Origin of the sequence: Actinoallomurus sp. CA-142502, assembly GCF_050936355.1 — a bacterium.
GTDB classification, from domain to species: Bacteria; Actinomycetota; Actinomycetes; order Streptosporangiales; family Streptosporangiaceae; genus Actinoallomurus; species Actinoallomurus iriomotensis.
Genome location: NZ_JBNJMY010000001.1, coordinates 6568792 through 6586355 on the forward strand (window position 1 = coordinate 6568792; position 17564 = coordinate 6586355).

Here is a 17564-nt window from a genome sequence, read left to right on the forward strand (position 1 = left end):
AATGCTCGAAACCCGTCGCCGGGTGTCGTCAGACGCTCGGCGCGTTCGGCAGGAAGCTCAGGTCCCAGCCGCCCTCGGCGATCTCCTGGTCGAGCCGCGTACGCGCGTAGATCCAGTGGAGGTCGTGGAAGCTGTAGTGGACCTCACCGTTCACGGAGGCGACGCGGAGGAAGTGGTGCTGGACGAGACGCGCGAGGATCGTCTCGGCCTGGCCCTCGTCCCGGCACAGCAGCCCGGCCGCCTGCCGGGCGCCGAACTCCCGGCGAGGGAGCATGCACAGAAGCCGTAGGGCGGAACGTTCCTCGGGAAGCAGCTGAGCGTAGCTGAGGTCGAAACGCTGTCGTATGTCCAGCCCGGAGTAGCCCAGCTCCTCCAGGAGCCTGCCGTAGTTCGCCAGCTGGTCGGCGAACTTGTCCAGCGGCAGACCCGGCAGCTCGGCCAGCCGGCCACCGGCGCACCGGAGGGCCAGCGGAATCCCGCAGCAGCGCCGGGCGATGCGTTCCGCGGCCCCGCGCTCCTCCTCGACACGCTCGCGTCCGGCGATGGTCTCCAGCACCCGCACGCTCGGGTCGAGTTCGAGCGGTTCGAGCTTCACCGTCAAGGCGTCCGCCAGGACGCCCAGACCGGACGTGCTGGTCACGATGGTCGCGCAACGGCGCGCGCCGGGCAGCAGCGGCGGCACCTGCTCGGTGCGGACGACGTCGTTGAGCAGGACGAGCACTCGCCGCTTCGCGCACCAGCTGCGGAACACCTTGCCGCGCTCCTCCAGCCCGCGGGGCAGGTCTCGCTGAGCGATCCCGATTGCCTGGAGGAACTCCGCGAGGATGTCGGCCGGTGCGACCGCCGACCCGTCCCGGTTCTGTAACTGCGCGTAGAACTGGCCGTCGGGAAAGTGGGCCTCGATCGCGTGGGCGAGCGCGAGCGCGGTCGCCGACTTCCCGACTCCGGGCATCCCGGTGATCACCGTGATGGCCGCGGTGCCCCCGCTCTCCATGTCCGCGAGCACCCGTGTCTCCAGGGACCGCAGGAGGTCCTCCCGGCCGACGAGCGAGGCGATGTTCGGCGGCAGCTGCGCCGGCGTGGCCGGAAGGTGCGCCTTCTGCCGGACCGGCTCCACGTGCGCCGGCGCCATGTCCAGTGAGGCGTCGGCGGACAGGATCGCCTGCTGCATCTCTCGAAGCGGCTTGGAGGGCTCTAACCCGAGCTCGTTGATGATGGTGCGACGCAGCCTCTGGTAGGTCTCCAGTGCTTCTGAGCGGCGACCGGACCGGTAGAGCGCCAGCATGAGCTTCGCGTAGAAACCCTCGCGCAGCGGATGCGTCGCCGTGAGGTCCTTCAGCTCGCTGATGCACGTGTCGTGGTCGCCCATCTGGAGCTTGGCCTCGATCTTCAGCTCGAGGGCGCCGAGGCGGCGCTCCTCCAGCTGGGTCAGCTGGGCGGACAGCAGCTCGCCGGTCGCCACGTCGGCGAATGCCGGGCCGCGCCACAGATCGAGCGCCTGCGTCAACAGCTCGACGGCCTTGACCGGGTCGCTCGACAGGGCCGACCGCCCGTCGTCGACCAGCCGCTCGAAGTGGTAGACGTCCACGTCTTCGGGCGGCGACGTCAGCATGTAGCCGTACGGCCGGGTGAGGAGCGCGACGTCCGGGCCCTGACCGTTTTCGTCCAGCATCTTGCGGATCTTGTAAATGTAGGTCTGAAGAGTGGGCTGTGCGCTGACCGGTGGCCGGTCGCCCCACAGCTCCCGAATCAACTGGCCACTCTGGACGACCCGGTTGTGCCGGAGCACCAGCAGAGCCAAGACACACCGTACTTTTGGAGCCGTAGGCGTCAGCTCCTTCTCTTCGTGTAACAATTGAAACGGACCGAGCAGTCGGAACTTCATTTCGCCACTCCATGTAACCGGCAACCGACGGAATGAGCAGCAGATAGTCGGGAGGCGACTAGTCCGGATCGTACCTTTGGCCCCTTCAATCAAGCACAGCCATCGAAGACCACATCCGGCCAGCGAGGCACCGAAAATAGGGCCTTTCCTTTTTATGGAATCTCGTTAGCGCGAGTAAAAGAAGTCAGCGTTTGGGGAAATTTCGTCCTTGTGTTACTGACGATGACCGGCCGGGATCACGCGATGTCAGCGAACCCTTACCCAGCGCCTACGGCGCGATCTGACGCCACATCGTCCGCATCCCCTCCTCCAAGGTGATGCGGGGGCGCCAGCCGAGCGCGTCCGCCGCGTTCCGCACGTCGAGCCACGAATGCCGACGATCGACCTCGCGCCCGGGAAGGCGGGTCACGGTCACCGACCGGCCGGTGACGACCTTCCGCACCACCTCCACGACCTCGGCCAGGGACACGGGCCGACCGCTCCCGATGTTCAGCACCGGCGGGCGCACGCGGCCTCCGTCCGCCGTCATCGCATGGACGCGGACCATCGCCCTGACGACGTCCTCGACATGGACGAAGTCACGCGTCGCACCCGGATCCCCGTAGATCCGGAGGGGCTCGCCCCGCGCCACCGCGGTCAGCCAGTGGTTGATGACGCCCTGGCCGCCGGCGCGCCGCTGTCCCGGGCCGTAGACGGTCGCGATGCGCAGCGCGACGGGCTCGACGGCGTCGGTCGCCGAGAGCATCTCCCGCTCCATCTCCAGCTTCACCCGCCCGTAGACCGTCGCGGGGTGAACCGGCGACGTCTCGGCGTGCGGCGGCTCGGCCGCGGTGCCGTAGACGGCGCCACCCGAACCGGCGAGCACCATCGTGGGCCGGTCGCCGTCCCGCCGGACCACGTCGAGCAGCAGCCGGAACGTCTCCAGGTCGGCCCGCGCACGCCATGGCTCGCGCTCGGCCTGCGCGATCGTCGCGGTCTGCGCGACGAAGAACACCGTGCGCGCGCCGGCCAGGCCGGCGGCGGCGCGGCCGTCCCGGGCGAACGGCTCCGCCCGCGAGTAACCGGACGTCGGTACGCCCGCCCGGGCGAGAGCCGCCATGAGCCACGTGCCGATGAACCCCGTGGCTCCGATGACCGCGGCGGGCGTCGCCCCGCCGCTGCCGGTATTCGAAGTAAACCCCGTATCCACCACCGGGTCAGCGTACGGTGGAACGCTGGAATCGCCCTCGAATCACGGTCAAATACAAGGTGACCGCGGGGCCGCGCACCGGCTCTCAGAAATACCGGATGCTTCTCCGGCGAACATGATCATTAATTGGCAGGCGATTCACCTCATCGTTTCGTCGTCGCCCATTCATCGGAGCGCCCGAGAACCCATGCCCGACAGGTACGATTTCCGGCTCTCGGGCGGCGTGTAATTCACTTACCAGTCCACCGGCCGGCGAGCCCGGAAGATCCGTCCGGTCGGCCCACCATCCGGAAGGACCGCCGCCCACACCACGTGACGGGCCGCGTCGTCCGGGGAGGTCGCCGCGTCCGGGCGCATCCTCGTGCGCACCAGGCCCGGATTCACGGCGTTGACCAGAACACCGCGCTCCCGCGTCTCCTCGGCGAGCGCCACCGTCAGCGCGTTGAGCGCGGCCTTGGAGACCGAGTACCCGGGAGTGCCGGGGAAGATGCCGTTGCTGAACATGCCGGTGCCGCTGGAGACCATGACGATCCGGCCCCACTTCCGGTCCAGCATCGCCGGCACAAACGCCTGGCACACTCTCCAGGCACCGAGCGTGTTCGTGGCCAGCTGACGTTCCACGAGTTCCAGCGGCACCGTGGAGGGCAGCATGCCGGCGTCGAGCAGGAGCCCGGCGTTGTTGACGAGGATGTCGACCGGACCGAGGCGGTCGCGGACCGAGTCCGCCGCCCCGGAGGCCGTGACGTCGAGCCCGACGCCGACGGCGCCGTCGCCCAGCGCGCCCGCGACCCGGTGGGCGTCGTCCTCGGTCCGTGCCGCGACGATGACGCGATGGCCGAGCGCGTGCAGGCCCGCCGCGACGGCGGCGCCGAGGCCGCGTCCCGCGCCGGTCACCAGTGCCGTACGCCGAGCGCCGGCCATCGGCGCTACCCCGTGACCTCGGCCAGGAGCTCCAACTGGCCGAGGTCGGGGACGCACGGGAAGAAGATCAGCTCGTCGCAGCCGGCGGCCGCGTGGTCGCGCACCATGGCGTCCACGGCCTTCTCATCGGTGAGCAGGCCGCGGACGACGCGGTCGCGGTACGGCCCCGTTCCCGCGTAGTAGTCCCGCAGGTACTGTTCCGCGCGGTCGCGCGCTCCCGGCCCGAGCGCCGTGTAGGCGATCGCCATCATTCGCGGCGCGCCCGGCCGGCCCGCCGACGTCCATGCGTCCCTCATGCGTGCCACCAGCTCCGGATAGGCGTGCGCCGAGCCGCCTCCCATGATCCAGCCATCGCCGTGGCGCGCCGCGCGGCGCATGGCGGCGGGCGAGTGGCCGCCGACGACGATCGGCGGCGGGCCGACGAGCAGCGGCGGCACCAGGCGCTCGTCGGCCCAGACCCGCCGGATCCGGGCGAGGTTCTCATCCAGCCGGCGCCCCCGGTCCCGGAAGGAGGCGCCCGCCATCGCGAAGTCGTCCTCCCGGCCGCCCGCCGCGACGCCGACCACCAGCCGTCCCGCCGACAGCTCGTGCACGGCGGCGAGCTGCTTGGCCAGCAACGCGACGTCGGTCCGGCAGGCGGCGACGAGAATGGTGGTGGCGAGCCCGATCCGCTCGGTCACGGCCGCCGCGCCGGCCAGCGCGACGAGCGGCTCGTGGCTGGAGTACACGAGCCGGTCGAGCACGCCGAGCCGGGCGAAGCCGAGGCGTTCGGCCGTCGTGGCCCAGGTCAGCAGCTCACGTGCCGGCACGCCGGGGAGCGTGGCCGGCAGGCCCACTCCGATGTCCATGTCTCGCCCCTCACGTGGCGGGGTGGGTCTCCACCGAGAGCTGGGAGATACAGCGCATCGTCGCGTTGCGGAAGTACGCGCCGAAGGCCTCCTCGGTGCCGGTGTCGCGCCGGCGCTTCAGGTACGGGGCCAGCTTCTCCTCCAGCGCGTGGACACCGGACTGCCGGCTCATGTGGCGCGCGACGTCGGCGAGGTCGCCTTCGTAGTGGATGATCCGCACCATGAGGTCGTCCTTGATGAAGACGGCGGTGCCGAGCAGCCGACCGGACGGCCGGCCGGACTCGTCGCGCAGCTCGGGAGTGTCGACACGACGGAAACCGGCGAAGATCTCGGCGATCTCGTCCTCGTGTCCCGGCTGCACATCGTAAGTGATCGCCGCGTACGGCATCAGATTCCTCCATCGACGTTGAGAGTGACTCCGGAGACGTAGCCGGACAGGTCACTGGAGAAGAACAGGACGGCTCCCGCCACGTCGTCCGGTTCACCGAGCCTGCCCAGCGCGGTCATCGCGGTGAGGCGGGTACGGAGCGGCGCCGGAAGGTCGTCCCCGGGCTGGGCGACGACGCCGGGCGCCACACAGTTCACCCGGATGCCCCGAGGTCCGAGTTCCTTGGCGAGGGACCGGGTGAGCCCGATCACCGCCGCCTTCGACGCGGTGTAGTGCGCGCTTCCGGGGCGTCCGCGCATCGCCGCCGAGGCGCCCAGGTTGATCACCGATCCGCCGTCGGCGAGCAGCGGCAGAACGGCCTGGGTGACGTGGTAGCAGCCGGTGAGGTTGACCGACATGACGCGGTTCCACTCCTCCGCGGTGAGCCGGTCGATCTCGGCACGGCCGTCGATCCCGGCGTTGTTGATCAGCACGTCGAGTCCGCCGAACGTCTCCCGGCAGGTCGCGGCCAGCTCGGCCACGTCCGCGGCGTCGGTGACGTCGGCCACCTCGACCCGGTGCGGGCCGCCGATCTCCTTCAGCTCGGTGACGAGGTCGTCCGCCGGCGACTCGCCGCGGTGACAGGTGATGACGTGCGCGCCGGCCTTCGCCAGCACGCGCACGGTGGCTCTGCCGATGCCGCACGTGCCGCCGGTGACCAGCACGCGGCGTCCGGTCAGTCCGAGGTCCACACGTACTCCCTTCGCGATGTCGTCCGGCGCCGCCGCGTCAGTAGGCCGCGGCGACCTCGTAGATCCCGACGGCGGTTCCGCCGTCTGCCTTCTGGTACGGCCGCAGCGGGGCCGTGACCTGGCGGTGCGCGGCCCCCGCCTCCCACGACCGGAAGGCGTCGAGGCTCTCCCACTCGCTCATCACGACGAAGTCGCCGTGCTCGGCCACCGAGCGGAGCAGCTCGTTGCCGATGAGCCCGGGTGTGCCCTGGAGATCACGGCTGATCCGGTGGTACGCGGCCTCGACCGCGCCGGCGTCGTGCTCCGGCGCCACGGCGTGGATCACCACGCGGACGTGGGAGGCGGTCATGTCCGCGCTCCCCGCATCGCGTAGACCACCCGCATGGTCGTCATCGACCCGCCCGAGCGGTACGGGTGGAGCCGGGTCCGGTGTTCCAGGTGCCGCTCGCTGCGCTCGAACTCCCGGAACCGCGGTTCGTCGACCCAGTCGCTGGTCACGTAGTAGACGCCGTCCTCTTCCGCGCTCTTGGCGAGCCACTGGCCGAGGTTCGCCGGGTGACCGGTGATCCCGTCGCCGATGGCGTACCAGGTCTCCTCGAACTCGCGCTCCATCCCGGGATGGATCTGCATGCGCAGCATGACCCGGAAGACGTTCTGGCCGGCCACGGTCAGATGCCCCCGTCCACGTGGAGCGTCTCCCCGGTGATGAACGCCGCGTCGTCGCCGGCGAGGAAGGTCACCGCGCGCGCGACGTCCTCCGGGCGGCCGAGCCGGCCGAGCGCGATGATCCGCTGGTAGCGCTCGCGCACCTCCGGCGGGACCTCGGCCTCCGTCTCGATCGGCCCGGGTGCCACCACGTTGACCCGGACGCCCCGGGGCCCGAGCTCCTTGGCCAGCGAACGGGCCAGGCCGATCAGCCCGGCCTTGGCCGCCGTGTAGTGCGAGCGCAGCGGAATGCCGACCGTGGCGACCCGGGAGCCGACGTAGACCACCGACGCCTTCGGCGTCAGCAGCGGCAGCGCCGCCTGGGTGATGAAGCACGCGGCGCCGAGGTTGACGTCGAGCACCTCGCTCCACTGGCTCGGCGTGAGTTCACCGAACGGCACATGGCTGATGACGCCCGCGTTGTGAACGACGACGTCGAGCGATCCGAACCGGTCGCGGCACTCGTTCACCAGCCGCGTCACGTCGTCGGGGACCGCCACGTCGGCCGCCATGACGTGGTGGTCGCCACCGATCTCCTTCAGTTCGCGGGCGAGGTCGCGCGCGGCCTCGCCCTCCCGCCGCCCGCAGGTCACCACGTGCGCGCCGGACCGGGCCAGGTCGAGGACGATCGCCCGTCCGAGCCCGCGGGTTCCTCCGGTGACCAGAGCCTTCTTTCCATCGAGCCGCATGACACCTCCTAGAGCAGTGCCCCGGTGCCCGCGACGTTCATCGCGAGCGCGAGCAGGGCGAGGGACGTCCGGGCCAGGTTCCAGTTGCGCCAGCGCACCCGTGGGTCACGGGCCGTCCAGTCGTCCGGCGGCCGGTCGGGGTCCAGGGACGTCACGTACTTGTTGATGGGCACGTTCTTGATCACGGAAATGAACATCACGGCCGCGAGGAGCACCGCCGCGGACGTGAACAGGATCCGGCCGGTCGCGTCCGGCGCGAGCACCGCGACGACGATGTCCAGAACGAAGGTCAACGCGTTCACCGCCGGCATGAACGGGTCGTAGCGCGGCCAGAGGAACTGGATCGTCCGGATGTAGCGTTCGTAGGGCAGCACCAGGGTCAGCGGGACGACGCCGAGGACCGTGGAGAGCATGACACCGGCCCCGATGCCGTTCCCGAGCAGCGTCAACGGCACCAGCACGCGGATCACGCGTCCGCCCCTCCCCGGGCCGGGGTACGCGCGGCGGCCTCCTCGACGAGCCGCTTGATGCGCGCCATCTCGACGGTTGTGGTGCGGTTCAGGTGCGCGGTCATGCCGTCGTCGTCCGCGGGCGCCTGCGGTTTCATGTGGAAGTCCTGGATCCACCGCATCTCGACGCCGCTCGCGGGAAGCTCGCGGTACTCCCAGCGGAGGTTCATGTACTCGAAGGGCCCCGTCTCCACGCGACGCGCGCGAACGGTGCGGGTGGCGGGGTCGGGCGTGCGCTCGGAGACCCAGCTCCACACCCGCCCCTCCTCGTCGGGATGCATGGTGAGCCGGAAGGTGACGGTGTCGCCCTCCCGCTTGAGGATCTCGGCGGAGGCGTACTCGCCGAACAGCCCCGGCCATGCCTCGACGTCGTTGGTCATCTCCCACACCAGGTCCATAGGGGCGTGGATGACGATCCTGTTGTCCGTGTGTCCTGCCATCACTTCACCGCTTCGCGTCAGGCGGCCGCGAGCCGCTGGTTGACGTAATCGACCATCGACGTCGGACTGGTCAGCTCCTCGATCGCCTCGTCGGGAATCTTGACCTGGTACCGGTTCTGGATCTGGCTGGCGATCTGGAGCACCGCCAACGAGTCGCATCCGAGTTCCTCGAACGTCGTGCCGGCGATGAGGTCGGCGGACTCGTCGGCGCCCGCGCACTCGCGCATGATGCCGGCCAGGTCCTCGAAGGTGAGCCGTGCCATTTCCCCTCCTTCAGTTTTGCGTTCGTCGAACGGCGGTCAGGGCGACCGCGGAGTTGAAGCCGCCGTGGCCGCGGGCGAGCACGAGCGCGGCGCGGACCGGCATCTCGCGCGGTTCGCGTACGAGGTCCAGGCCGCACCCGTCGGCCAGTTCGGTCACGCCCACCGTGGGCGGCACCACGCCGTCCCGCATCGCGAGCAGCGCGGCGGCCATGTCGAGCGCGGCGCCTCCGGCGTACAGCCGGCCGGTCATCGTCTTCGGCGCGGTGACCGGGACGGCGCGCGGCCCGAACAGCGCCTCGATCGCGCGGGCCTCCTCGCGGTCCCGTGCCGGTACGCCGAGGGCGTCCGCGAAGACCACGTCGACGTCCCGGGGAGCCAGCCCCGCCCGGTCGAGGGCGATCTCGGCCGCGCGCCGCAGGCCGGGCTCCCGTCCCGAGCCCGGCGGCGGGTCGAACGTCGCGCCGTGCCCCGCGAGGCACCCGTAGCCGTGGACGCCGCGGGCCCGTGCGACGTCGTCCGGCTCGATGACCAGGATCGCGCCGCCCTCCCCTGGCACGTAGCCGGACGCCTCCCGGTCGAACGGCAGGTAGGCGCGGCCGGGGTCGTCACTCGTGCTCAGCGCACCGGTCGCGAGCTGGGCGACCAGCCCGTACGGGCACAGCGACGCGTCGGTGCCGCCGGTGACCGCGAGGCGCGCCCCGCTGCGGAGCATCCGCACGGCATGCGCGGCCGCGTCCAGCCCGCCGGCCTGTTCGGCGCAGATGACGCCGCACGGGCCGCGCATCCCGTGCCGGATCGAGACCTGGCCGGTGGTGGCGGCGTAGAACCAGGCGATCGACTGGTACGCGCCGACCCAGCCGGGGCCCTTGTCCCACAGCCGCTCGATCTCGCGCTGCCCGAACTCGGTGCCGCCGGAGGAACTCGCCGTCACGACGGTCATCTCGTACTCGGGCAGCTCGGCCGGGTCGACCCCGGCGTCATCGAGCGCCATGTCGGTGGCGGCCAGCGCGAGGTGGGTCCAGTGATCGGTCTGCGGGATCAGCCGGCCCGGTATCGCCTCAACCGCGGCGAACCCCGGCACCTCGCCGGCGAGCCGGACCGGATAGCGCTCCGGGTCGAAACGGGTGATCCGCCCGATACCCGTCCGCCCCGCCAGGGTCGCCGACCAGTACTCCTCGGTGCCCAGGCCGTTCGGCGCGGCCACGCCGAGGCCGGTGACCAGCGCAGCGGTCATGGCCGGGCCGCCCGGCCGAGCAGCATGGCCGACTGGAAGCCGCCGAAGCCGCTGCCGACGCTCAGCACCACGTCGAGGTCGGCCTCCCTGGCGGTCAGCGGCACGTAGTCCAGGTCGCACTCGGGGTCCGGGTTGTGCAGGTTGGCGGTGGGCGGTACGACGCCGTGGTGCAGCGCCAGCGCGCACGCGGCGACCTCGATCGACCCGATCGCGCCCAGCGAGTGCCCGATCATCGACTTGATCGAGCTGACCGGGACCTCGTACGCGCGTCCGCCGAGGCTGCGCTTGAACGCGGCGGTCTCGTGGCGGTCGTTCTGCTTGGTGCCCGACCCGTGCGCGTTGATGTAGTCGATGTCCTCCGGGCCGAGGCGGGCCTGTCCGAGGGTCTCCGTGATCGCCTCGGCCATCTCCCGGCCGTCGGGCTTCAGCCCCGTCATGTGGTAGGCGTTGCTGCGGCTCGCGAAGCCCAGGATCTCCGCGTATATCTGCGCTCCGCGCCGGCGCGCCGCGTCACGGCGCTCCAGCACCATGATCGCCGCACCCTCGCCGAGCACGAACCCGTCCCGTTCCGCGTCGAACGGCCGGGACGCGTGCCCGGGGTCCTCGTTGTTCGGCGACGTCGCTTTGATCGCGTCGAAGCACGCGGACGTGATCGGGGAGATCGGGGCGTCGGTCGCGCCGGCGACGACGACGTCCGCGGAGCCCTCCCACAGCAGCCGGCACGCGTACCCGACCGCGTCGAGGCCGGCCGTGCAGCCCGTCGAGATCAGCCCGACCGGGCCCTCCGCGCAGGACGCCCACGCGACCTCGGTGGCCAGGGTGCTGGGCACCATGTACCCGTACAGGTGCGGGACCGCGTACGAGGGATCGACCAGCCAGTTCCGGCCGCCGTCGCTGAGGACGACGTACTCCTCCTCCAGGCCCATCGTGCAGCCGACCGCGCTGCCGACGCTGACGGCGACGCGTTCGGGCGGGACGACGCCGGTGTCCAGACCGCTGTCGGCCAGGGCCTGACGCGCGCAGACCACACCGAACTGGCCGGCGCGGTCCATTCGGCGGATCTCCTGCGGGGACAGCCCCTCGGCGGCGGGGTCGAAGTCGCACTCGGCGGCGACGCGCGACCGGAAGGGCTCGGCGTCGAACAGCGTGATGGCCCGCGTCGCGGTGCGGCCGGAGGTGATCAGGTCCCAGAACGCCTTCGTTCCCGGGTCGCCCGGCGCCACCACCCCGATGCCGGTGATCACCACCCGCGCGTCGTCGTCGATCACTGGTGGCTCCCGCCGGGGGCGCCGACCTCCGGCTGGCCCACCGCGCCGTTCGGCGGTGGCTCCGTGTCGACGTGGCCGAGCTCGGGCCGAGGCGCCAGCGGGCAGAGCTGGAACACCGCGAACGCCTCGGCGTCTTCGGTGTTCGTCACCCGGTGGCGGACGTTCTTGGGGACCATCAGTCCCTCGCCGGCCCCCACCGACAGCTCGTCCGTGCCGTCGAGCCGTACGGTGAGGCGGCCGCGGACGACGTAGAGGAACTCCTCCGAGTACGGGTGGTAGTGCTCGGAGACGAACTCGCCCGGGGCGAGGACGAGGGTGCCCATGAACCCGGTCGTGGCGCCGCACGTCTTCGGGCCGAGCACCACGCGCAGGTCGCCGCCTCGACGCCGGTTCACCGGCACGTCCGCCGCGGCGACCGGACCGGTCCGTGTCTCAGGCACGGTCGGCCTCCCAGACGTAGAAGGGGATGGCCATCGCGTCCTTCGGCTCCTTCCAGTTCGGGTCGTACGGCCGGATGTGCTGGGCGAGCTTCTTGTTGACGTCGGCGAACAGGGGGTGCCCACGCACCTTGTAGAGGTCCGGCGTGATGTCGTGGTCCGCCTCGATCAGCTGGAAGTACAGCTCGTGGAAGCGGAGAACGGTCCGACGCGACACTCCGACCATGTAGGGCAGCTCGGTGGCGTCGGACTCCGCCCAAATTTCGGCTACCTCATCCGCTTTGGCCGGATCCATGCGGGCGACGATCAGACTCCGATGCTGCACGCGGCGCTCCTTTCGACGGATGCTCCCGGCCATGCTGCGGGCGGCGCTTCGCGCGCCGATCGAAGGCGACTGGAGACCGGGACGACCGGTCGTCCCCCCGAGGGCCCGGGAACGGCGATTCGCGTTCGAGCACGGATCCAGCGGCATGCGAAGCCGCATTGCGAGATTGACCCCGGCCTTGTCACGGAGAAGGGAGCCGTCCCGGTGACACCTGATGGAAAGGTCTCGGTCTACCTCTTACAGCAGGGGATCTGGGACATGCCGCTCGAATCCATGCCGCTCGCCTCGGGGTACCTGAAGGCCGCGGCACTCACGGACGACCGCATCCGGCAGTCCGCCGACATCAAGATCTTCAACTACCGGGGCGGAGTCACGCTCACGGAGATGGCCAACGAGATCTTCACCGACGGGGCGCCCGACATCCTCGCCTGTTCCGTCCTCGGCTGGAACTTCCGGACGTTCGGCTCGCTGGCCGAGACGTTCAAGCAGCTGAACCCGGACGGCTGGGTCATCTTCGGCGGCACCCACGTCACCGACCAGGCGCGCCGGACGTTCTCCATGTTCTCCGACGTGGACATCATCGTGAACGGAGAAGGGGAACTCGTCTTCCCCGACCTGCTGAACCGCTACCTCGACGGCACGTCACGGCACCGGCTGGGCACGGTGAACGGGATCTCGTTCCGCGGCCTCGACGGCGACATCGTCACGACCCTGCCGCGGGACCGCATCCAGGACCTCGACGTCATCCCCTCGCCGGTGCTCACCGGCGCGCTCGAACTGACCGACGACAACGGCGCGTTCCGCTACGACGTCGCGCTCATGGAGACCAACCGGGGCTGCCCGTACAAGTGCGCCTTCTGCTACTGGGGCGGCGCGATCGGGCAGCGGGTCCGCGCGTTCTCCCGGGAGCGGCTGCGCCAGGAGCTCGAGCTGTACGCGAGCCTGAAGGTCCACACGATCTGCCTGTGCGACGCGAACTTCGGCCTGCTCCCGATCGACGAGGAGTTCGTCGACGACGTCATCGAGATCCGCGAACGCACCGGTTACCCGAGGGCGCTCGAGAGCTCCTGGGCCAAGAACAAGTCCAAGGTCTTCTACCGCATCGTCCGCAAGATGAAGGAAGCCGGCCTGCGCAGCTCCTTCACGCTCGCACTACAGACGCTGAACCCCGAGGCGCTGCGGCTGATGAACCGCAAGAACATGAAGGTGAACGAGTGGGAGGACCTCGTCGCCTGGCTCAACAGCGAGAACCTCGAATGCTACGCAGAGCTCATCTGGGGCGCGCCGGGCGAAACCGTCGAGTCGTTCCTGGAGGGCTATGACCGGTTGTCCAGCTACGTGTCGCGCATCGCGGTCTATCCCATCCTGCTGCTGCCCAACACCGACTACTCCGAGAAGAAGGAGGAGTACGGGATCGTCTGCGTCCGCGGTGACACCGACGACTTCGAGTACGTGCTGGCGCACAACACGATGACGATGGCGGACAACCAGAAGATGCAGCGCTTCCTCTTCTGGAGCCGGGTGCTCGCCGACGCGGCCGTGTTCCGGCACTCCTGGGTCGCGCTGCGCGAACTCGGCGAGGTCACCCAGTCGCAGGTGCTGCGGCGCATGGACGAGTGGATCGCCGCCACCGACGACCCGGCCGCCGTCCCGCTCCGGGAGGCCTGCACGATCGGCACGGCGACGCCCGGGGCGGCGATCGACTACCTGTACCGCGACCCGGAGGCCAAGCGGCTGCTGGAGCGCTGGTGGGAGGAGTCGATCCGGCCGTCGCTGCCGGCCGAACAGGCGCCGGTGCTGGATGAGATCTTCCGCTACGACCTGCTCACCCAGCCGGTGTACCGGAACGAGAACGGAGGGTTCGCCGACGGGGTGTCGACGATGCTCATCGGCGACGACGAGTACGCGGTGCGCACCGGCATCACGCTCGCCTACGACGTCCCCCGGATCGTCGCCCAGTTGCGCGCCGGAGAACGGCCCGACACGGATCCCGCCACGATCACCCTCGACCTTTACTACCGGATCGGGGTCGAGTCGTTCACGACCACGACGAACAGCGAGGAGATCGTCCACTTCATGGGGCGCACGAAGGACGCGCTGTTCGGGCCCGGCGATCTGGACGACTCCTCCAGCGACGGCCCCTACACGTCGCTGCTGCGCGACACCGGCAGCTGCGGATGACGGCCGGGCGCGCCCTCGTACGGGGGCTCCCACGCCGCGCGCTGCGCGGGTTGCTCGGTGGACTGACGTACATCGGGGCGGCCATGTGGATAAGCCCGGAGGTCTTCACCGCCCTCTCGGCCCAGCACACGGGGACGGGGGCGGAGGCGCACCGCGACCCGGACCACATCACCCCCTATGACGACCTGCCCACCGAGGAACGCCGTCTTTTGCTCGGACTGGACGACCAGTTCAGACGGGAGTCCGAGCGTTAGGACCAGGACGCCGCCGAACGGCATCGGTCCGCGCCATCCACGACCGCCCACCGGCCGCGGATGGCGCGGACGCGGTGTCCGACCGATCCGCCGCCAACGCCTCCAGGTCCTGTCCCGGCGCCCACCGCCCCACCGCACGGCACTCACCAGACACTCGCCGCAGGTCACCACCCGATCCGGAGAGCGACGGTCACGTGCCTCGCGCCGCAGCCGCTCAACGGTGACGCCGGGCGACATCGGTCCGCGCCGTCCGCGACCGCCCACCGCACGCGGATGGCGCCAGCCGGTGTCCGATCGGTCCGCCACCGGTGCCTCCGAGGCCAGTCCCGGTGCCCGCCGGCCTACCGCGCGGCGCTCACCAGGCGCTCGATGTCGGTCACGACCCGGTCCGGGGAGGGACGGTCGTGTGTCTCGCGGCGCAGCCGCTCGGCGGCGGCACGGTACGACGGGTCGCTCAGCAGTTCCGCCAGACGTTCCCGGATCACTCGCGGCTCCGCCTTGGACGCCTCGACGGTGATGCCCGCCCCCGCGCCGGCGAGTCCGGCCGCGTGACGGACGTGGTCGGGAAGACGCGTGACGAGGAGCTGGGGCAGACCGTACGCGACGCCGGTCAACGACGTGCCCGCGCCGCCGTGGGCGACCACGGCGTCGCAGGTGGGCAGGAGCAGGTGCAGTGGCGCCGACTCGACGACGCGCGTGCCCGGTGGAAGCGGGCCGAGCAACGTCCGCTGGCCGGGGGTGACCGCGAGCACCGGCTCCACATCGAGGTCGCCGATCGCCCGTGCCACCTGGCCGGTGAGGAAGAACGCGGGGTCCAGCCGGCTCAGCGTCGTACCCCAGGTGACGCACACGCGAGGTCGGCCGTCCGGCGGGGGCAGCACGGGCGGAGCTCCGGGGCCGTTGTAGGGCACGTACCGCACCGGCAGCCGGGGCGAGGGGGCCTCGGCCTGCATCCCGTCCGGGCACGGATCGACGGTCGCGGCCCCGTACACGTCGAGCTCGTCCAACCCCAGCCGGGCACGCAGCGGGGCGAGCGCGTCCCGCAGGAAGTCCCCGGCGGCGCTCATCAGGTCGACGCCGTACAGGTGACGCACCGCGGGGATGCCCAGTACGGCCGCCGCCGCCGGCCCGGCGAAGGCGGTGGGCTCGAACACGATGAGATCCGCCCCCCAGCGACGAGCGAGCACGATCAGGTCGTCGACCATGGCCTCCGCGAGCGTGGCCAGCAGGCCGAGGACACGCGGGCCTCCGCGCTTCGGCCGCGGCCCGCCCGCCGACGGCGACGGCGACGGCGACGGCGACGGCGACGAGGCGATCTGCCGGAACACCGCGACCGCGTCGACGTCGTGACCGACCGAGGCGACCGGAAGACCGGTCCGGGCGGCCGTATCGGCGAGCGCCGGCGGGCTCGCCACCAGCACCTCGTGGCCACCCGTCCGGCAGGCCCACGCGACCGGGACCATCGCGTACAGGTGAGAAGGCCACGCCCATGTCGTGAAGATGATCCGCATCGGTCCATCGCAGCAGCGGCGTCTGGTGGCCTCCTCCACTGTCGCTCGACCCGGACCCGACCCTGAGTCTTGATCGACGACCGGCACGAGCCGGCGCATCTCCAGCGACGCGCCGCCCGGGATCCCCACGCCGGAGGAGCACGTCCCCGACCTGGGGTCGCTCCGCGACCCAGCCTCGCCGGCGATGGTCGTGGCGTCGGCCGATCGAGCGAGGCGAGATCGCCGGCCGACCTTTGGCGACCCCGGCCGAATGCCCGCAGCACCCCTCGACCCTGGCTCGCTCCATCGGCTACGAGGCCGACCGGCGAGTCCAGCGTTGTTTCACCGGTCCTGGCTCCCGTCTTCGATCCGCACGCGGTCGCGTTCGGCTACCGGTTGAGCGAGTCGAGGTGGTGCAGCGCGAAGTCGATGTCGCCGCTCTCCGGTCGCTGTCGGCGAAGTGCACCTGGCGGAGACGCGATCCGGCGACGAGGTAGACGAGACCGGGCCGTCGTCCTCGATCCCCGCGCGATAGAGGACGACGTTGGATGGCAACCGCGCCGCCGGGCTCATCACGGCGAGACTGGGCGCGGGCGGGGTACTGTACGCCACCGCACCGGGCCTCGGCCGGGCCGGCGTCGCCGCCTGCCGGTCGACTCGCACGGAATCCACCACCGACAGTCCGCTCCCCTGACCCGGAGGGAACAACATGACGATCATCACCGCGGATCTCTACGACGAGCACGGAGACGACCTGCAGTCGTGCGAACTCCAGCTGCGTCAGTTCGGTCGCCGCACCGCGTTCCACGGAGACGTCACCACGGTCCGCTGCCACGAGGACAACGTGCTGCTCAAATCCGTCCTGACCGAACCAGGGGAAGGACGTGTCCTGGTCGTCGACGGCGGCGGATCACTCCGTGCCGCGCTGATGGGCGACCTCATCGCCACTCTCGCCGCCGACAACCGCTGGGCCGGAGTCGTCATCAACGGCGCCGTCCGCGACACCGTCGCGCTGCGCACCATCGACCTCGGCATCAAGGCGCTGGGGTCCAACCCGCGTAAGAGCCGCAAAGAGGGACTCGGCGACCGTGACGTCCCGGTCTCCTTCGGCGGCGTCACGTTCCACCCCGGCACCCGCCTGTTCAGCGACGACGACGGAATCCTGGTAACCCGCGCCTGACCACACCCGGGCGACTGAACGGGCTGGTGGAGCGGGTCCTGAAGGTCGCGTGCGGCGAGAGGTGGCGAACACCGTGGAGGCGGCGTTCCCGCATGTGGAGATGGAACCGGTCTCCCGACGCTGCTCGAGACCGACGCCTGTTTCCCCGTACGGGAGGACGCGAGGACGGTCGCCCTGCCTCGGAGCCGTCCCCCCGCCTCGCTCGGCCGGATCCGCCGGTGATCGTGCCGCAGGCGGGCGTCGCAGATGACGCCGTACGGCGCTGGTCACGGGTGGCGACGTACGGGCCAATGGGCGTTTGAAAGCAGCATGAAAACTGAGCTTCCACTGCGATGGCGCACGGGCTGTCCCCACCGGTTCTACGCCTTGACCATTCGTGGACGGGTATTCGACGTCACCAGAATTCCAATGATTCGGAGGCAGCATGTCCGCTCCCACGCATCGTCGTCTCTCAAGGCGGAGCCGGGTGATCCTGTCCAGTGCCGGCCTCATGGTCGACCACCTCGTCATGGTAGGTGACCGCCCAGCTACCGCTCGCGAGCCACCTGGACTGCCGTTCGTGGGCGGGGAGCCGTTGTAGAGGACATTTTCGACGCGCCACTGGCAGCGGCGCCGGAGCGTGAAAAC

At 70.6% G+C, this 17564-nt stretch carries 20 protein-coding genes; 3 read left to right on the forward strand and 17 right to left on the reverse strand.

Translation table 11 applies throughout. The features are described 5' to 3' along the window. Positions 1 to 28: 28 nt before the first annotated feature. The 16 genes from ACQEV1_RS31005 to ACQEV1_RS31080 all read right to left on the reverse strand — a co-directional run bounded on the left by ACQEV1_RS31005 (position 29) and on the right by ACQEV1_RS31080 (position 11832). Positions 29 to 1885, reverse strand: a complete 1857-nt coding sequence (locus ACQEV1_RS31005) for a BTAD domain-containing putative transcriptional regulator (RefSeq protein WP_433398124.1) — start codon at positions 1883 to 1885, stop codon at positions 29 to 31. A gap of 268 nt (positions 1886 to 2153) precedes the next feature. Beyond that, positions 2154 to 3077: an NAD-dependent epimerase/dehydratase family protein gene (locus ACQEV1_RS31010; RefSeq protein WP_433398126.1), complete on the reverse strand. Its 924-nt coding sequence runs from the start codon at positions 3075 to 3077 to the stop codon at positions 2154 to 2156. Between the two features lie 231 nt (positions 3078 to 3308). Beyond that, positions 3309 to 3995: an SDR family NAD(P)-dependent oxidoreductase gene (locus ACQEV1_RS31015; RefSeq protein WP_433398128.1), complete on the reverse strand. Its 687-nt coding sequence runs from the start codon at positions 3993 to 3995 to the stop codon at positions 3309 to 3311. A gap of 5 nt (positions 3996 to 4000) precedes the next feature. Next, on the reverse strand, positions 4001 to 4843 hold the full coding sequence (locus ACQEV1_RS31020; protein ID WP_433398130.1) for an LLM class flavin-dependent oxidoreductase: 843 nt from the start codon (positions 4841 to 4843) through the stop codon (positions 4001 to 4003). 10 nt (positions 4844 to 4853) lie between these two features. Continuing rightward, on the reverse strand, positions 4854 to 5231 hold the full coding sequence (locus ACQEV1_RS31025) for a SchA/CurD-like domain-containing protein (RefSeq protein ID WP_285571731.1): 378 nt from the start codon (positions 5229 to 5231) through the stop codon (positions 4854 to 4856). Continuing rightward, positions 5231 to 5962, reverse strand: a complete 732-nt coding sequence (locus tag ACQEV1_RS31030) for an SDR family NAD(P)-dependent oxidoreductase (protein WP_433398132.1) — start codon at positions 5960 to 5962, stop codon at positions 5231 to 5233. Before ACQEV1_RS31030 ends, ACQEV1_RS31025 begins: the two co-directional genes overlap by 1 nt. Before the next feature lie 37 nt (positions 5963 to 5999). Further along, the gene (locus tag ACQEV1_RS31035) at positions 6000 to 6311 is read right to left on the reverse strand and encodes an antibiotic biosynthesis monooxygenase family protein (protein WP_433398134.1); all 312 of its coding nucleotides are present in this window, start codon (positions 6309 to 6311) and stop codon (positions 6000 to 6002) included. Continuing rightward, positions 6308 to 6628: an antibiotic biosynthesis monooxygenase family protein gene (locus ACQEV1_RS31040; protein ID WP_285571740.1), complete on the reverse strand. Its 321-nt coding sequence runs from the start codon at positions 6626 to 6628 to the stop codon at positions 6308 to 6310. The genes ACQEV1_RS31035 and ACQEV1_RS31040 overlap by 4 nt, the downstream gene beginning before the upstream one ends. A gap of 2 nt (positions 6629 to 6630) precedes the next feature. Next, complete coding sequence (locus tag ACQEV1_RS31045; protein ID WP_285622640.1) at positions 6631 to 7356, reverse strand: SDR family NAD(P)-dependent oxidoreductase; 726 nt, start codon at positions 7354 to 7356, stop codon at positions 6631 to 6633. 8 nt (positions 7357 to 7364) lie between these two features. Beyond that, positions 7365 to 7826, reverse strand: coding sequence for a DUF1772 domain-containing protein (locus ACQEV1_RS31050; RefSeq protein WP_285622641.1), 462 nt, complete (start codon positions 7824 to 7826; stop codon positions 7365 to 7367). Then, the gene (locus ACQEV1_RS31055; protein WP_433398137.1) at positions 7823 to 8305 is read right to left on the reverse strand and encodes an SRPBCC family protein; all 483 of its coding nucleotides are present in this window, start codon (positions 8303 to 8305) and stop codon (positions 7823 to 7825) included. The genes ACQEV1_RS31050 and ACQEV1_RS31055 overlap by 4 nt, the downstream gene beginning before the upstream one ends. Before the next feature lie 17 nt (positions 8306 to 8322). After that, positions 8323 to 8568 (reverse strand): acyl carrier protein, encoded by a 246-nt coding sequence (locus tag ACQEV1_RS31060; RefSeq protein ID WP_285571748.1) that lies wholly within the window; start codon positions 8566 to 8568, stop codon positions 8323 to 8325. A gap of 10 nt (positions 8569 to 8578) precedes the next feature. Continuing rightward, positions 8579 to 9802 (reverse strand): ketosynthase chain-length factor, encoded by a 1224-nt coding sequence (locus tag ACQEV1_RS31065; protein ID WP_433398139.1) that lies wholly within the window; start codon positions 9800 to 9802, stop codon positions 8579 to 8581. Continuing rightward, the gene (locus ACQEV1_RS31070) at positions 9799 to 11070 is read right to left on the reverse strand and encodes a beta-ketoacyl-[acyl-carrier-protein] synthase family protein (protein ID WP_433398141.1); all 1272 of its coding nucleotides are present in this window, start codon (positions 11068 to 11070) and stop codon (positions 9799 to 9801) included. Before ACQEV1_RS31070 ends, ACQEV1_RS31065 begins: the two co-directional genes overlap by 4 nt. Beyond that, the gene (locus ACQEV1_RS31075; RefSeq protein ID WP_285571753.1) at positions 11067 to 11510 is read right to left on the reverse strand and encodes a cupin domain-containing protein; all 444 of its coding nucleotides are present in this window, start codon (positions 11508 to 11510) and stop codon (positions 11067 to 11069) included. The genes ACQEV1_RS31070 and ACQEV1_RS31075 overlap by 4 nt, the downstream gene beginning before the upstream one ends. Further along, positions 11503 to 11832 (reverse strand): TcmI family type II polyketide cyclase, encoded by a 330-nt coding sequence (locus ACQEV1_RS31080; protein ID WP_285571756.1) that lies wholly within the window; start codon positions 11830 to 11832, stop codon positions 11503 to 11505. The genes ACQEV1_RS31075 and ACQEV1_RS31080 overlap by 8 nt, the downstream gene beginning before the upstream one ends. 204 nt (positions 11833 to 12036) lie before the next feature. Here ACQEV1_RS31080 and ACQEV1_RS31085 point away from each other — a divergent pair, with 204 nt between their 5' ends. Together ACQEV1_RS31085 and ACQEV1_RS31090 are read left to right on the forward strand one after the other, a co-directional pair. Continuing rightward, positions 12037 to 14013 (forward strand): KedN5 family methylcobalamin-dependent radical SAM C-methyltransferase, encoded by a 1977-nt coding sequence (locus ACQEV1_RS31085; RefSeq protein ID WP_433398144.1) that lies wholly within the window; start codon positions 12037 to 12039, stop codon positions 14011 to 14013. Continuing rightward, complete coding sequence (locus tag ACQEV1_RS31090; protein ID WP_433398146.1) at positions 14010 to 14267, forward strand: hypothetical protein; 258 nt, start codon at positions 14010 to 14012, stop codon at positions 14265 to 14267. The genes ACQEV1_RS31085 and ACQEV1_RS31090 overlap by 4 nt, the downstream gene beginning before the upstream one ends. 341 nt (positions 14268 to 14608) lie before the next feature. On the opposite strand, the gene ACQEV1_RS31095 is transcribed toward ACQEV1_RS31090, so the two are convergent. Next, complete coding sequence (locus ACQEV1_RS31095; RefSeq protein WP_433398148.1) at positions 14609 to 15778, reverse strand: nucleotide disphospho-sugar-binding domain-containing protein; 1170 nt, start codon at positions 15776 to 15778, stop codon at positions 14609 to 14611. A gap of 688 nt (positions 15779 to 16466) precedes the next feature. On the opposite strand from ACQEV1_RS31095, the gene rraA reads away from it, so the two are divergent. Then, complete coding sequence (rraA, locus tag ACQEV1_RS31100) at positions 16467 to 16937, forward strand: ribonuclease E activity regulator RraA (protein ID WP_285622657.1); 471 nt, start codon at positions 16467 to 16469, stop codon at positions 16935 to 16937. Positions 16938 to 17564 lie beyond the last annotated feature (627 nt).